General features: G+C 59.5%; 10 protein-coding genes and 1 tRNA gene. 4 read left to right on the forward strand and 7 right to left on the reverse strand.

From position 1 onward, the window contains the following. Positions 1–7: 7 nt before the first annotated feature. From N902_RS0100770 to N902_RS0100785, 3 genes are all read right to left on the reverse strand, one after another. Positions 8–208, reverse strand: coding sequence for a heavy-metal-associated domain-containing protein (locus N902_RS0100770; protein WP_027369366.1), 201 nt, complete (start codon positions 206–208; stop codon positions 8–10). A 63-nt stretch (positions 209–271) separates the two neighbouring features. After that, a complete protein-coding gene (locus N902_RS18460) occupies positions 272–2,473 on the reverse strand; it encodes a heavy metal translocating P-type ATPase (RefSeq protein ID WP_084287558.1) in 2,202 nt (733 codons plus the stop codon). Positions 2,474–2,785: 312 nt separating this feature from the next. After that, a complete protein-coding gene (locus N902_RS0100785) occupies positions 2,786–3,148 on the reverse strand; it encodes an ArsR/SmtB family transcription factor (RefSeq protein WP_027369367.1) in 363 nt (120 codons plus the stop codon). A gap of 216 nt (positions 3,149–3,364) precedes the next feature. Between N902_RS0100785 and N902_RS0100790 the strand changes: the two genes are divergently transcribed. Continuing rightward, positions 3,365–4,147 (forward strand): alpha/beta hydrolase, encoded by a 783-nt coding sequence (locus N902_RS0100790; protein WP_208596242.1) that lies wholly within the window; start codon positions 3,365–3,367, stop codon positions 4,145–4,147. A gap of 35 nt (positions 4,148–4,182) precedes the next feature. Next, positions 4,183–4,259, forward strand: a tRNA-Arg gene (locus N902_RS0100795). Positions 4,260–4,386: 127 nt separating this feature from the next. Here the strand turns inward: N902_RS0100795 and queC are convergent. Together queC and N902_RS0100805 are read right to left on the reverse strand one after the other, a co-directional pair. Then, positions 4,387–5,085 (reverse strand): 7-cyano-7-deazaguanine synthase QueC, encoded by a 699-nt coding sequence (gene queC, locus N902_RS0100800; RefSeq protein WP_034621104.1) that lies wholly within the window; start codon positions 5,083–5,085, stop codon positions 4,387–4,389. 382 nt (positions 5,086–5,467) lie between these two features. After that, on the reverse strand, positions 5,468–5,821 hold the full coding sequence (locus N902_RS0100805; RefSeq protein ID WP_027369370.1) for a DUF4405 domain-containing protein: 354 nt from the start codon (positions 5,819–5,821) through the stop codon (positions 5,468–5,470). 207 nt (positions 5,822–6,028) lie between these two features. On the opposite strand from N902_RS0100805, the gene N902_RS0100810 reads away from it, so the two are divergent. Further along, positions 6,029–7,699 carry an FmdE family protein gene (locus N902_RS0100810; RefSeq protein ID WP_084287576.1) on the forward strand — a complete coding sequence of 557 codons (1,671 nt, stop codon included), beginning with the start codon at positions 6,029–6,031 and terminating at the stop codon, positions 7,697–7,699. Positions 7,700–8,400: 701 nt separating this feature from the next. After that, entirely contained in the window at positions 8,401–11,607 is a 3,207-nt protein-coding gene (carB, locus tag N902_RS0100820) for a carbamoyl-phosphate synthase large subunit (protein ID WP_027369372.1), read from the forward strand. Between the two features lie 105 nt (positions 11,608–11,712). Here the strand turns inward: carB and sugE are convergent, their stop codons facing one another. Both sugE and N902_RS0100830 read right to left on the reverse strand, forming a co-directional pair. Further along, on the reverse strand, positions 11,713–12,027 hold the full coding sequence (gene sugE / locus N902_RS0100825) for a quaternary ammonium compound efflux SMR transporter SugE (RefSeq protein WP_027369373.1): 315 nt from the start codon (positions 12,025–12,027) through the stop codon (positions 11,713–11,715). A 148-nt stretch (positions 12,028–12,175) separates the two neighbouring features. Continuing rightward, positions 12,176–14,269, reverse strand: a complete 2,094-nt coding sequence (locus tag N902_RS0100830; protein WP_027369374.1) for a molybdopterin-containing oxidoreductase family protein — start codon at positions 14,267–14,269, stop codon at positions 12,176–12,178. Between the last annotated feature and the right edge of the window lie 124 nt (positions 14,270–14,393).

Consider the following 14,393-nt stretch of genomic DNA (forward strand, 5'->3'; position numbering starts at 1 on the left):
GCAGTCCTTAGATTTCAACCTTGTATCCGGCCTTCTTGACCGCCTTCTTTACCTCTTCCATGTCCACGGGCTTGGTTTCCTCAAAGCTCGCTTCTCCCTTGGGCAGGCTGACCGTCACGTTCTCCACGCCTTCAATTCCGGACAAAGCCTGGGTTACCGCCTGAACGCAATGCTGACAGGTCATTCCCTGTACCTTGATCGTCGCCATACCAAACCTCCTGTGTTTGAGTTCACGGTTTGCGGTGTATATCCACTGAATTGATCACTCTGGTTACCCCCGCATTATACGCAGGGAATTGCCCACAGCCAGAAGAGCCACCCCGACATCTGCAAACACCGCTGCCCACATGCTGGCCAGGCCCAGGGCCCCCATTCCCAGGATCAGGGCCTTGAAGCCCAGAGCCATGACGATGTTCTGCCACACAATGGCCCTGGTCCGTTCGGCCACGGACACGGCCTGCAGCAGCTTGCCCGGATCATCCTTCATGAGCAGGATATCCGCGGCCTCTATGGCTGCGTCCGAGCCCAGACCGCCCATGGCCACGCCGATATCGCTCCTGGCCAGAACCGGGGCATCGTTGATCCCGTCCCCGACAAAAACAGTATACCCTTTGCCCTGGGTCCGGTCCATAATGGCCTCCAGTCTGGCCACCTTGTCCTGGGGCAGCAGCTGGGCCTCTACCCCGTCCAAGCCAAGTATGCCGCCGATCTCGTCAGCCACGGCCCGGCTGTCTCCGGTCAGCATGAACTGGGCTGCGCCCCGCCTCTTCAAGCCCTGCACGGCTTGACGGGCTTGAGGGCGGAGCACGTCCTGGATCTGAATCCGGCCCGCCGCCCGCTTGTCCACTCCGACCCATACTCCACCGTCGGAAAAAACCCGCTCGGGCATGGACACCCCCTGGGAGCGCAAGAAATCCGGATTGCCCACCAGGACTTCCCGGCCGTCGACTCTGGCCCGCACCCCCTGCCCAGAAAACTCCTGAACCTCTCCCTCACTGGCAGTTTCTTCAGCCTTCAGTCCGCGGTCCTGTATTGACTCCAATGTCTCTTCTGATCCCTCACCCCTGGTCTCTGACCTCTGATCACTGCCCTTTGCTTCCTGCCATTTGATCTCCGGCTCATTCCTCCCGGTCCCAGACTCCTGTCTCCAGTCTCTTAATCCATGATCTCTGGTCTCTGACCTCTGACCTCTGACTTCTGACCTCTGACCTCTGATCTCTGACTTCTCTCTTCCTGCTTCCCGGACCACGGCCCGGGCAATGGGATGGGAAGAGTGCCTTTCGGCAGCCGCAGCCAGGGCCAGCACCTCCTCCGGGGCAAAGCCGGCCTCTGCCTGCACGTCGTGCACGGCAAACCGTCCTTGGGTCAGGGTCCCGGTCTTGTCCCAGACAACTGTGTGCAGCCTGTTCAGGGCCTCCAGGAAGTTGGCGCCCTTGACCAGGATGCCCTTTCTGGAACAGGCCCCTATGCCGGCAAAGAAGCTCAGGGGAATGGAGACCACCAAGGCGCAGGGGCAGGAGATAACCAGAAAGACCAGCCCCCGGTAGACCCAGTCCGCCACCTGGGGCGGCGCGGAAAACAGCTGCTCCAGACCGGGAACGTGGAAGGCCGCGATCGGACCGAAAGCGATGATCCCGGCCAATCCGACCACGATCGGGGTATAGCCCCGGGCCAGTCTGGTCATGAGCTGTTCTGTTGGGGCTTTGCGCTGGGAGGCGTTCCGGACCAGATCCAGAATCACGGAGACCGTGGATTGGGCCAAGGGCTTGTCCACCCGCACAGTGAGCACTCCGGAAAGGTTGACCATCCCGGAAAGAATGGGGTCGCCGGCAGAGATCCGTCTGGGGCTGGACTCACCGGTCAGGGCCGAGGTGTCGGCCCTGCTGTTACCTTTGAGCACAGTCCCGTCCAAAGGGACGCGCTCTCCGGGATGGATCCGGATGCTCTGCCCGGTCTGGACTTGAGCCGGATCGACAACCCGCTCTCCGTCCCTGTCCACTATCCGGGCCCGGTCCGGACGGAGCTCAAGCAGGGAGGCCACGGATTGGCTGGACTTGCGTACCGCGCTGTCCTGGAAGGCCTCTCCAATCCGGTAGAACAGCATCACCGCCACCGCCTCGGCATAGGCTCCTATGGCCAGGGCCCCTACGGTGGCTGTACTCATGAGCACGAATTCGTCCAGTGCCCTGCGGAGGAACAGACTGCGCAGGCCATGGAGCAGGACGCTCCACCCGGACAGCAGATAGGCGGCGGCAAATATGCCTGGAGTCAGCCACTCCGGTGTCCAGGGCAGCAGGTGCTTCACAATCAACCCGGCAACAAAGAGCATCGCCCCGGGCAAGAGATTCCACAGCTCCTGCCTTACTGTCAGGTCAGCTCCATCTTGCTCAGGTCCATCCCCTCGGCACTCGCCTTTGCACCCGCACCCGCCTGACGCGCATTCCCACTCGTTTAATCGATATGTATCAGTCATTCTATGTCTATCTCAAGTTGCAAGCCTTCACCAGTTGGCTTCTCTTATCAATAAGGCAAAAAGTTGTTTACTTTTTGCGCGCTGCACTGAAGCTGCGCGGGAAATAAATTCCCGCTTGCGGACATAGCGCGAGTCCCGTCTTTTGGTATGCCTCCATTGGTCTTCCTCTCTCCGACCTCTGACCTCTGACTTCTGACTTCTGCCCTCTGATCTCCGACTTCTGATCTCTGCCCTCTGACCTCTGATCTCTATCTTCTGTCCTCTGCCCTCTGATCTCTGACTTCTGATCTCTATCTTCTGTCCTCTGATCCTTCATTCCCGCACATGGACAAAGGCCTGCTCAAAAAGCCTCTGCACATGATCGTCGGCCAGCCGATAAAAGACATTCTTCCCCTCCCGGCGGAAGGTGACCAGCTTGGCGGCCCGCAGCACCCGGAGCTGGTGGGAAACAGCCGAGGCGGACATCCCCAGGGCTTCGGTCAGATCGCAGACGCACAACTCTGCGATGGACAGGGCGAACAGGATGCGCACCCGGGTGGGATCACCCAGAGCCTTGAACACATCGGCCAGAGCGCACAGCGTATCGCAGTCAGGCATCTCCCTGCGCACCTGTTCAAGTCGTTCCGGATGGACTGTCTTCTCCTGACAGACATCAAAGGGAACCTGCTGGGCCATATCTTGTCTGCTCCAAATTACAACGAATGCTCATTTGAACACTTGTTCATAATAAGCAGCTGAAGACATCCCGTCAACCGTCCGGGAAGGACCGCCAGTGAGGACATGCCCTGCATGCGGTTCCGGGTCCAAGTCGATTCATTCCTTGACGATTCTGCCCGCGCTCCATACATTGTAGCTGCCTGAGACAGGCCTGAATTGGAGAACATGATCAGTATGCACACAGATTGGCGGGAAGTTCGCATCCAAAATCCCAGGGGGCAGCTCCTGGCCGCTCTCTGCCTTCACTCTGGACCGGATTCCCGGGGATGGGTCGTGGTCTGCCACGGATTCACCGGGAGCAAGGAAGGGGGTGGCAGAGCCAAGGCCATGGCTGAAAGGCTGGCCGGTGAAACCGGTTTTTCCTTTGTCCTTTTCGACTTTGCCGGCAATGGAGAAAGCCAGGGCCGCTTCGAAGACCTGACCTTGAGCGGCCAGATCCAGGACCTCAGCGCCGTGGTCGACTGGTGCGGACAGCAGAGCCCCGGACCGGTTGTCACCATGGGACGCAGCTTCGGAGGCAGTACCGTCCTGGCCCACGGGGCAGCGGATCCCAGGGTCCAGGCTGTATGTACCTGGGCTGCTCCTGTCCGGCTTGCCGACCTGTTCTCCGAAGCAATAATCGCCGAGACCGGGGACGGCCGGATCCAACTGGCGGACGCTGACGGGACTGTGGACCTGAACAAGGACTTTCTCAGGGATCTGGAGAGCTATGACCTGCTCAAGGCAGCGGCTGTCCTTGCTCCCCGTCCGCTGCTCATCATCCACGGAGAAAACGACGATGTCGTCCCGGCCTCCGATGCCCGCCGCCTCTACTCCACGGCGTCAGACCCCAAGGAGCTGCACATTATTCCCGGCGGGGACCACCAGTTCACCACCACCTCGGAACAGGTGTGGAAGATCGTCGGCAGATGGCTGAACGCCCTGCACGGAGAGAAATGCACCCAGGGGGAAACTTGACAAGGTGACCGGCTTTGCTTACAAAGGCTTCTTGGGCGCCAGTAGCTCAGCCGGATAGAGCATCTGACTACGAATCAGAAGGCCGGGTGTTCGAATCGCCCCTGGCGCACCATGTTTCAAGGGAGTTTATGGGCTTTTTGCCTGTAAGCTCCCTTATTTTTTGCTACCCTATTGCTACCACCAGCAAATAGCGGCGAACACATATCACCACCCATCTGAGCATCACGCCGGGTGACTGGCTAAATGTCACGGTCCCTGACAGCATATCCGGCAGGATCGTCCAGCCCCGCCTCCAGAAAGCCCTTTCTGCGCAGTCTGCAGCTGTCGCATGCACCGCAGGCCAAGCCGTTCTGGTCCGGATCGTAGCAGGAATGGGTCAGGCTGTAGTCAACGCCCAGCTCCAGCCCTTTGCGGATAATCTGGGCCTTGCTCCAATGCACAAGCGGGGCACGAATCCTGTACTGCATCCTGCCCTCGATGCTTTCCTTGGTTCCCAGGTTGGCCAAGTGTTCAAAGGCGGCAATGAATTCCGGGCGGCAATCCGGGTATCCGGAATAGTCAACGGCATTGACCCCGATGAAGATGTCAGCTGCTCCCAGGACCTCTGCCCAGCCAAGGGCCAGGGACAAAAATATCGTGTTTCTGGCCGGGACATAGGTTGACGGGATGTGCGTCGACTGCTCAAGGCTTCGTCCCTTAGGCACCTGCGTGTCCTCTGTCAAAGCCGATCCGCCGATACGCCCCAGGGGAACGTCCACAACCAGATGCCGGGCAATGTCCATGACCTGGGCCACCCTGGAGGCCGCCGCCAGCTCGATTTCATGCCGCTGGGAATAGGAAAAAGACAGGGCGCAGGGCTCAAATCCTTCCTCTCTGGCAATGGCCAGACAGGTGGTCGAGTCCAGGCCTCCGGAAAAGAGAACAACTGCTTTTTTCATAATTGGCCCTTGGACACAGAAAGTGAAATTGCATACATAAGAGTTTGCCGTCTCTTCTGGGTGCCGTGAGCGACAGGCCCGCGCATTTTCTTGGTCCCGCCAAAAGGGGGAAACCCGGCACTCACGTGTATGATACGCTTTCGTCAAACAGAAAGGAGTGACCTGCACGTGAGTAGCCGGGAGGGGGCAGGGATCCCCCTTTGGCGGGGCTTAGAAAATACCGGGCCGAAAGTGGGCTCACAGAAGAGATGGCAAACTCCAAAAATCCACAGGCTACGTCGAAGATCCTTATAATTTTGCTCAGATATGTGCTGCGGGCCCAAAAACGTAGTGCGTGGCGGCAATGGCCGGGAATTGCTTCAGCTCATGCCGAAAGAAGCCGTCACATCCCTGTGATGGACACCACCAGAAAGATGAGTGCCAGGACTATTATCCAGGCCAGGGAGACGGCGACCAAAGATTTTTTCCAATGCCTGCCGAAGTATCGTTTGGAAAACTGCAGGATCCAGGCCCAATTGAGCCACAGATGCACGCAGACAAGCACCAGCAGGACAAGGGAGAGATACAGATGGATGTTCCCCCAGTCATGCCTGTGCAGCCCGAGAAAGTACTTCGAGGCGCCCCCCGCTCTCCCGGCAGGGATGACGAAAGCAAGCAGCATCCCGGTCCCGGCCAGGGAACACATGTCCACGAACATCAATGAGTCCACAAGATACTTGCAGGTATTCTTCTTCATGTGAGTCACACAATCCCGAGCAATGTCGTATGTTGCAAGCTCGAACGAATCGTCATATATCAATTGCCGCACCGCAGATCCGCTCAGGCCCCTGAACGAATACGTGCTTTTTCAATCTTCGTATATCCGCCCGGCGCGCCTCGTCAATACAAGACTCTGGGATGCATGCGAAGCTTACATCCCCCAGATCAAGGAGATATGTGCACCATGACCAAGAATCCATCAGTTGCAACCAGCGACTACAAGATGATCGGCAACCATACCTTTGACCAGTTCATCGAAATGGCCACCATGTTCCACAACTATCCTGCCCCTGGTCTGCTCATTGGCGGGTACATGGTGGAGGAAGCCAAACGGCACATCCCCGAAGGCACCCTGTACGAGGCGGTTTCCGAGACCTCCTGGTGCCTGCCCGACGCCATACAGATGCTCACACCCTGCACCATCGGCAACGGCTGGATGCGGATCATGAACTTCGGCCTGTACGCCATGAGCCTCTACGACAAGCACACCGGTGAAGGCGTGCGCGTCTGGCTCGATCTGGACAAGGTCCCCGAGGACTCGGAAATCAGGACCTGGCTCTTAAAGCTCAAGCCAAAACAGGAGCAGGACTCGGACCGGCTGCGGAGTGAAATCGGGATGTACGGCTCGGACATCATGTCCGTCCGGCCTATCACTCTGCGCCGCGAACACCTGGGCAAGCGAAGCAAGGGCTCAATCACCCGGTGTTCTGTATGCGGCGAAGCCTACCCGTCCATGCACGGGACGGTCTGTCGTTCATGCCGGGGCGAATCCCCGTATTCCGAGGACTCCGGCCTCGAGTCCCCGGTGGTCTTCCCCCTGCCTTCCCAGGTCAGAACCATGGATGTGGCCGATGCCGTGGGGACCAAGGCTGTGCACGACATGACCAGGATCGAGCCGGGCGTGAGCAAGGGCGCGGCCTTCCGAAAGGGTCAGGTGCTTGAGGCCGGAGACCTCTGCCGCCTGCAGCAGATGGGACGCAAAGCGATCTATGTGCAGGAAGCCGAGGTCGACGGGGACTTCGTGCACGAGGACGAGTGCGCCCAGGCCTTTGCCCGGGCCATGGCCGGCAAGGGTGTTGTCCCCGGCGGCCCGCCCCACGAGGGCAAGGTGGCCCTCAAGGCCGAGATGGACGGACTGCTGAAGGTAAATACCGAACTCCTGCACTCCTTCAACCTCTGTCCCGGAGTCATGGCCGCCAGCCGCAACGGCTGGACCCTGGTCAAGGAGGGAGCCGAGGTCGCGGCCACCCGGGCTATCCCCCTGTATCTGGAAAAGCCTCTCTATGACCGGGCCATGGCTGTGCTGGACGCCGGTCCGGTCTTTGATCTCCTGCCCTTGCGCAGGGCCAGAGTGGGCGTGCTCATAACCGGGGATGAAGTCTTCAGCGGCAGGATCGAGGACCGGTTCGAGGGCATCATCCGGGGCAAGGTCACCGCTCTGGGCAGCGACCTCTACAAAACAGTGATCGTTCCCGACAGCCGGGAGGCAATCCGTGACGCGGCCCGGGAGTTGCTCGACGAGGGATGCGAGGTGATCATCACCACCGCCGGGCTTTCCGTGGATCCCGACGACGTCACCCGCCACGGGCTGGTTGACGCCGGAGCCCACGAGCTGGTGTACGGCGCCCCCATCCTCCCCGGGGCCATGACCCTGGTTGGACGCATCGGCCAGGCCCGCCTGCTGGGCGTTCCGGCCTGTGCCCTGTTTTTCAAGACCACAAGCCTGGATCTTCTCCTGCCCAGGCTGCTCGCGGATTTGGACATAACCCGCGATGACCTCGCACGGCTCGGCGAAGGGGGCATGTGCCTGGGCTGCTCCAACTGCTCCTTCCCCAAGTGCCCCTTCGGCAAATAGGGACGAAGAAAGCGCAATCGTTCGGATCCCTTCCCAAAGTCTGGAGGCTTGTCCAGAGAGGCGGTGCCCAGCCACTTCGCTCACAGCTGGCGATGGGCCCCGTATCACTGCAACGTAACTTTCAATCGCAGCTCCGTCATTCCGGTACTGGAGCGTGGTCCAGCACAGGCTCCAGCCGGAATCTCGGCCAAGAACTGGATCCCGGATCAAGTCCGGGATGATGGCAAGAGGGCTTAGCGCAAACAATGAAGGGTACGTTGTAATGGTATTGGGTCAGGCCCTGAGCTGTGACCCGCAGCCAAAAGTATCCAGAGCTGAGAATCCTTGGATATGTTCATTGTCTCACATCTACCTGAAAAACCCTTTCCTCATGCTCCAAGCCATTTCAGCCTGCAATCGCTCCCTTATGCCGCTCACCTGGCTGATGACCACGATACCCCATAGCTGTGTACGCTGCAAAAGACACATAGAACACTATCCGGCTTCTTCCGCCGGAAACGTTTTGTTTACAGGCTCCAGGCCGTACGTAAGTTAGTTAATATTGTTTGACAAAGATTCATTTTTTTTATTATGGAGACACAATTTCGCATTGCGACCCTGCTCAGGGTCGCGCCCGGCACCCTCGACTGGATGTGCAGCATCTCGTACGAGATGTATCTGTGTCCCAACCCCCCAGCAATGAACAGGAAGGCTTTCACAACATGAGCAAGAGGACAGACATCAGCAAAGTGATGATTATCGGCTCAGGACCGATTGTGATCGGACAGGCCTGCGAGTTCGACTACTCCGGTACCCAGGCCTGCAAGGCCCTGCGGGAGCTCGGATACCAAATCGTCCTGGTCAACTCCAACCCGGCCACGATCATGACCGATCCGGGCATGGCTGACGTGACCTATATCGAACCCTTGAACGTCGATTCCCTTGAACGGATCATCGCCAAGGAACGGCCGGACGCCCTGCTGCCCAACCTGGGCGGCCAATCCGGGCTGAACCTGTCCTCAGAGCTGTACCGGGCCGGGATTCTTGACCAATACGGGGTCAAGGTCATTGGGGTGCAGATCGACGCCATTGAGCGGGGGGAAGACCGGACCGCATTTAAGGAAACCATGGACAGGCTGGGGATTGAAATGCCCAGGAGCCACGCCGTGTCCTCGGTTGACCGGGCCGAAGAGATTGCCGGGGATCTGGGCTATCCGGTCGTGGTCCGGCCGGCCTATACCATGGGCGGGACCGGCGGCGGGCTGGTCTATAATGTCGAGGAGCTGCGCACCGTAGCTGCCCGGGGACTCAACGCCAGCATGGTCAATCAGGTCCTGATCGAAGAGTCGGTGTTGGGCTGGGAGGAGCTGGAGCTGGAAGTGGTCCGGGACAACAAGAACCACATGATCACGGTCTGTTTTATTGAAAACGTCGACCCCATGGGGGTGCATACCGGGGACTCCTTTTGCACCGCCCCCATGCTGACCATCGACCAGGACCTGCAGCACAGGCTGCAAAAATTCTCCTACGCCATTGTCGAGGCCATCGAGGTCATCGGGGGCACGAACATTCAGTTCGCCCACAACCCTGAGACCGGCCGGGTGGTGATCATTGAGATCAACCCCCGCACCTCCAGATCCTCCGCCCTGGCCTCCAAGGCGACCGGGCTGCCTATAGCCTTGATTTCCTCCAAGCTGGCCGGGGGGCTGAACCTGGACGAAATCCCCTACTGGGGGGAGGGTAACCTGGACAGATACGTCCCTGCCGCCGACTATGTAGTGGTCAAGTTTCCCAAGTGGGCATTTGAAAAGTTCAAAAGCATTGATGACAAGCTGGGCACCCAGATGCGTGCGGTGGGCGAGGTCATGAGCATCGGCAAGTCCTACAAGGAAGGCCTGCAGAAGGCCGTCCGGTCCCTGGAGAGCGGCCGGTACGGGCTCGGCTTTGCCCTGGACTTCAACTCCCTCTCCCTGGACGAGCTCATGCGCAGGCTCTCCGTACCCACCAGCGAGCGTCAGTTCCTGCTCTACGAGGCCCTGCGCAAAGGAGCGGACATTGACGAGCTGTATGCCAAAACCTCGATCAAACCCTGGTTTCTGCACCAGATGAAAGAGCTGGTGGACCTGGAGGAAGAGCTTTTGGCCCATAAGGGCGGAAGTCTGCCTGAGGACCTGCTTCGCCGGGCCAAGCTGGATGGCTTTGCCGATGTATACCTGGCCAGGCTCCTGGACCTTCCGGAAAAGGAGATCCGGGAACAGAGGGAGGCCCAGGGCTTGGTCGAGGGGTGGCAGCCCGTCCCGGTCAGCGGTGTGCAGGACGCCTATTACTACTACTCCACCTACAACGCCCCGGACAACAGCCCGGCCACCAAAACCCAGGACAAGGTTTTGATCCTGGGGGGCGGACCAAACCGCATCGGCCAGGGCATTGAGTTTGACTACTGCTGCGTGCATGCGGCCTTTGCCCTCAGGGACATGGGGCACGAGACCATCATGGTCAACTGCAATCCCGAGACCGTGTCCACAGACTACGACACCTCGGACAAGCTCTACTTTGAGCCCCTGACTGTGGAGGACGTGCTCCAGATCTACAGAAAGGAGCAACCCAAGGGGATAATCTGTCAGTTCGGTGGACAGACCCCGCTGAACATTGCCCGGGAGCTGGAAGAGGCCGGGGTGACCATCCTGGGGACCAGTCCGGAGACAATCGACCTGGCTGAGGACAGGGACCGGTTCCGGCAGATCATGGACCGGCTGGGCATCCCCATGGCTGAGAGCGATATGGCCAGCTCCGTGCAGGAAGCCCTGGATATCGCCGAACGGATAGGCTATCCCCTGATGGTCCGCCCTTCCTATGTCCTGGGTGGCCGGGGGATGGAGATCGTCTACGACAGCGATATGCTCAAGGATTACGCCAAAAGCGCCGTGGGGGTGAATCCGGACCGGCCCATTCTGATCGACAAGTACCTGAACAATGCCATCGAGGCCGAGGCGGACGCGATCGCCGACGGATTCGATGCCTTTGTGCCTGCGGTCATGGAGCATATTGAACAGGCCGGGGTGCATTCCGGAGACTCGGCCTGCGTGATTCCCCCGGTGAACATCCCGGAAAAACACCTGCAGACCATCTACGAGTATACGCGGAAGATCGCCAATGAGCTCAAGGTCATCGGGCTGATGAACATGCAGTATGCCATCTGGCACGACCGGGTCTACGTCTTGGAAGCCAACCCTCGGGCCTCCAGGACCGTCCCCCTGGTCTCCAAGGTCTGCGGGGTCTCCATGGCCAAGATCGCCACTGAGATCATGCTCGGCAAAAAGCTGGATGACTTGGGGCTGAGCATCACCAGCGTGCCCTACTATGGGGTCAAGGAGGCGGTCTTCCCCTTTTCCATGTTTCCGGAGGTCGACCCGGTCATTGGCCCGGAGATGCGCTCCACCGGCGAGGTCCTCGGCCTGGCTTCATCCTACGGCATGGCCTTTTACAAGGCCCAGAAGGCGGCCAAGTCCACCCTGCCCACAGAAGGGGCGGTGCTGATAACAGTCTGCGAGCGGGACCGGGACGACAAGCTGGTCCAGGCGGCCGGGCGCTTTATCGAGATGGGCTTTAAGCTGTTCAGCACCGAGGGTACCGCTGCGTTTCTCCAGGAGCACGGGATAGAGAGTGAACCAATCCTTAAGCTGCATCAGGGCCGGCCCAACATCGTGGATGCCCTCAAGAACGGACAGATCCAGCTCATCGTGAACACCCCGGCAGGCAAGCTGAGCGTGACCGACGACTCCTATATCCGCAAATCCGCAATCCAGCACGCTGTCCCGTACATCACGACAGTCGCTGCTGCAGTGGCCGCAGCTGAAGGCATAAGCGCCAAGATAAACCAGGAAGACACGGTCAAGTCCCTGCAGGAATACCACGCAGAGATAGAGTAGGCTCGAAGCTGAACGATTCTGAATGGGCATTGCCAGCGAAGCGATCTCGAGTACCTAGCATGAGATCGCTTCGCTGATCGCAGGCAGTGATGGATGCCTCCCGGATCATGCCGCAAGCTTGAGTCCGATAATCCCGGCAATGATCAGGGAAACGCTGACCAGACGGGCTGTGTCCGCGGGTTCTCCAAGCAGCACAATGCCCAGGACAACGGTCCCCACTGCTCCCACTCCGACCCAGACGGCATAGGCTGTGCCTACCGGGAGGGACTTCATGGCCAGGCCCAGCAGCCACAGACTGACCAGCATCGCCGCCACGGTCCAGACCGTGGGCCAGAGCCGGGACAGCCCTTCCGAGTATTTCAGTCCGATCGCCCAGCCGACTTCGAACAGGCCGGCGATACAAAGAATAATCCAATCCATATGACTTCCTTGCACAATCCAGGCAGGGTGCGAGCCCTGCTCAGGGATTGGGATAGAGACCTCCCAAATATGGTTCTTCGACACAGAAAGTGGGCACACAGAAGAGATGGCAAAACTCCAAAAATCCACAGGCTACGTCGAAGAACCATTAATTTTTATCCCGTTCCGCCTTGCGGACCGTGCAGGGGATGTTCTTCAGATTCGGGGTCCCGAACTCCTTGCCCAGGGTGCTCATCGAGGTCAGCATATTCAGATTCGATATCCGCCACTCATATTGCTTTCCGGGATCGCCTTCCGGAAACCACCAGCCCAGATCCGCACTGACCACCATTGGATGCACGCGCTCGGTCAGCCGGGCTTTCTGGGTTATCTGTCCCCAACGCGTCTCCACAATCACCTCTTCCCCCTGGGTGATCCCGTACTGCTTCGCGGTTCTGGGATGGATCTCCACTTCCGGCTCCGGGCATCTCTCCCGCAGACTCTGGACCCACCTGTATGAGGACATCAGATAGTACGGGTTCTTGGCACTGATCAACAGAAGCGGCCGCAAAGGGTCGTCCTCTTCCGGGAATCCGGAAAACTCCGGAAGGGGCTTGAGCCCGAACTTCTCAGCCGTACTCAGCCGCAGCTCCACCTTCCCGGTGGGAGTGCGAAATCCCTGCTCCGCATAGGCCTGAAACCGGTCCGGCCCCTTGAGAAATCCCTTGTCCGCAAAATCGGAGAAGCTCATGCCTGAGGGTTGGAGCACGTCCTGGAGAAACTGCTCATGATCCTGGGGCCAGAGCTCCGGGGATGAAATCCGCTTGCCCAGCTCATTCATGATCCGCATGTCCGGCCAGCAGCCGTCCGGCGGATCGACGATCTTGGGCCGGGCGAAGATCATCCCGTGACCGAGCCCATAGTGGCCGATATCGTTGAATTCAAAATGATGGGCCACCGGGAAGACGATATCGGCCATGGAGGCAGTCGGGGTCATGAACAAATCGGCAATGGCTATGAAATCAAGGCTGTTAAAGGCCTCATGGGTCGCCCTGCTGTCGGCCCAGGCCAAAAGGGGATTGGTGCCCATGCCGTAGTAGCCCCGGACCGGATAGGGGTCGCTATTGAGCACTGCCCTGCGGAAAAAAGCCGGGGGGACAGTCATCAGCCTGGGGATGACCCCGTGATAGGCGCTGATCATCTCTGTGCGCTTGTCCGGAATCAGATCGGCGCGGACAAACTGCCCCAGCTTCATAATCCGGGGCTCATGGGCGTGGATATTTCCCCCGGGGACCTCCAGGTTGCCGCACACGGCCATGAGGCAGACCAGGGAGCGGGTGGCGTCAAAGGCATTGATGTCGTGCTCGATGGGATTGCCCCATTGCAGGGCTGCCGGGGAGGCCTGTGCATACATGCGGGCCGCCCTGCGGATGTCATCCGCCGGAACCCAGGTGATCCCGGCCACCCTCTCCGGCGGATAGGCGCGCACATGATCGGCCAGATCCTGAAAGCCGTGGGTGTATGTGCGGACAAAATCCCGGTCGTAGAGCTCTTCTTCGATGATGACGTGCAAAAGCCCCAGGGCCAGGGCCTGGGCAGTCCCCGGGCGCAGCTGAAGCCAGAGATCCGCCCTGTCCGCCATCTCTGTCCGCCGGGGATCGACGACAATGAGCCCGGCCCCTTCTTTCAGGCGCTGGGCGTACAGGGAGGCGATCTGTCCCTCTTCGTTGGTGCTGGTCGGATTGCTGGCCCACAAAAGGATGAGATCGGTGGGGTGATGCAGGTCGGCAACCGGATAGAACCCGCAGGTATGCAGGCCGGTGATCTCCCGCGGGGCGTGACACACGTCTTGAGAGGCGATCACATTGGGCGAACCGAAGATATTGGCCAGCCGGATGAGCACAAAATGCTCCAGGCCCTTGGGCATGCCCACGCCGAAGCCCACGGCCCGCGCCCCGTACCTGGCCTTGATCCGCAGGATCTGTTCCGCGGTTTCCTCCAGTGCCTCGTCCCACGGGATGGGCGTCCACCGCCCCTCACCCCGTTTTCCCTTCCGCTTCAAGGGCTGCTTCAGCCGGTCCGGATGGGTCAGCCGCTCCGGAGAACAGCGGCCCTTGGCGCAGGTGCTCCCCTGATTCAACAACCCCTCGGGGTCGCCTTTGACCTTGACGATACGGTTGTCCTTGACCCCGACCAGCAGGGCGCACCCGCCGTGATCCATGCGGGCGCAGTGCGTCTTTTTCCACCTAATCCCGTTGTCCATGCCCGTGCCCCTTGTTTGGATACCCATCGTGAAAGACCCGGCTCTATGAGCATTCACGCTCCACCTAGCACATCAAGGGCTGAACAGACAATATTTCTAGTCATCGCCCCAGCAAGGCGGATCG

The sequence above is a fragment of the Desulfovermiculus halophilus DSM 18834 genome (assembly GCF_000620765.1).
GTDB classification, from domain to species: Bacteria; Desulfobacterota; Desulfovibrionia; order Desulfovibrionales; family Desulfothermaceae; genus Desulfovermiculus; species Desulfovermiculus halophilus.

What these genes read in the sequence shown, in the direction of transcription:
- N902_RS18460 (WP_084287558.1), bottom strand. Translation starts at nt 2,473, where the DNA reads ATGACTGATACATATCGATTAAACGAGTGGGAATGCGCGTCAGGCGGG.
- N902_RS0100790 (WP_208596242.1), top strand. Translation starts at nt 3,365, where the DNA reads ATGCACACAGATTGGCGGGAAGTTCGCATCCAAAATCCCAGGGGGCAG.
- N902_RS0100805 (WP_027369370.1), bottom strand. Translation starts at nt 5,821, where the DNA reads ATGAAGAAGAATACCTGCAAGTATCTTGTGGACTCATTGATGTTCGTG.
- N902_RS0100785 (WP_027369367.1), bottom strand. Translation starts at nt 3,148, where the DNA reads ATGGCCCAGCAGGTTCCCTTTGATGTCTGTCAGGAGAAGACAGTCCAT.
- sugE (WP_027369373.1), bottom strand. Translation starts at nt 12,027, where the DNA reads ATGGATTGGATTATTCTTTGTATCGCCGGCCTGTTCGAAGTCGGCTGG.
- N902_RS0100830 (WP_027369374.1), bottom strand. Translation starts at nt 14,269, where the DNA reads ATGGACAACGGGATTAGGTGGAAAAAGACGCACTGCGCCCGCATGGAT.
- carB (WP_027369372.1), top strand. Translation starts at nt 8,401, where the DNA reads ATGAGCAAGAGGACAGACATCAGCAAAGTGATGATTATCGGCTCAGGA.
- N902_RS0100810 (WP_084287576.1), top strand. Translation starts at nt 6,029, where the DNA reads ATGACCAAGAATCCATCAGTTGCAACCAGCGACTACAAGATGATCGGC.
- queC (WP_034621104.1), bottom strand. Translation starts at nt 5,085, where the DNA reads ATGAAAAAAGCAGTTGTTCTCTTTTCCGGAGGCCTGGACTCGACCACC.
- N902_RS0100770 (WP_027369366.1), bottom strand. Translation starts at nt 208, where the DNA reads ATGGCGACGATCAAGGTACAGGGAATGACCTGTCAGCATTGCGTTCAG.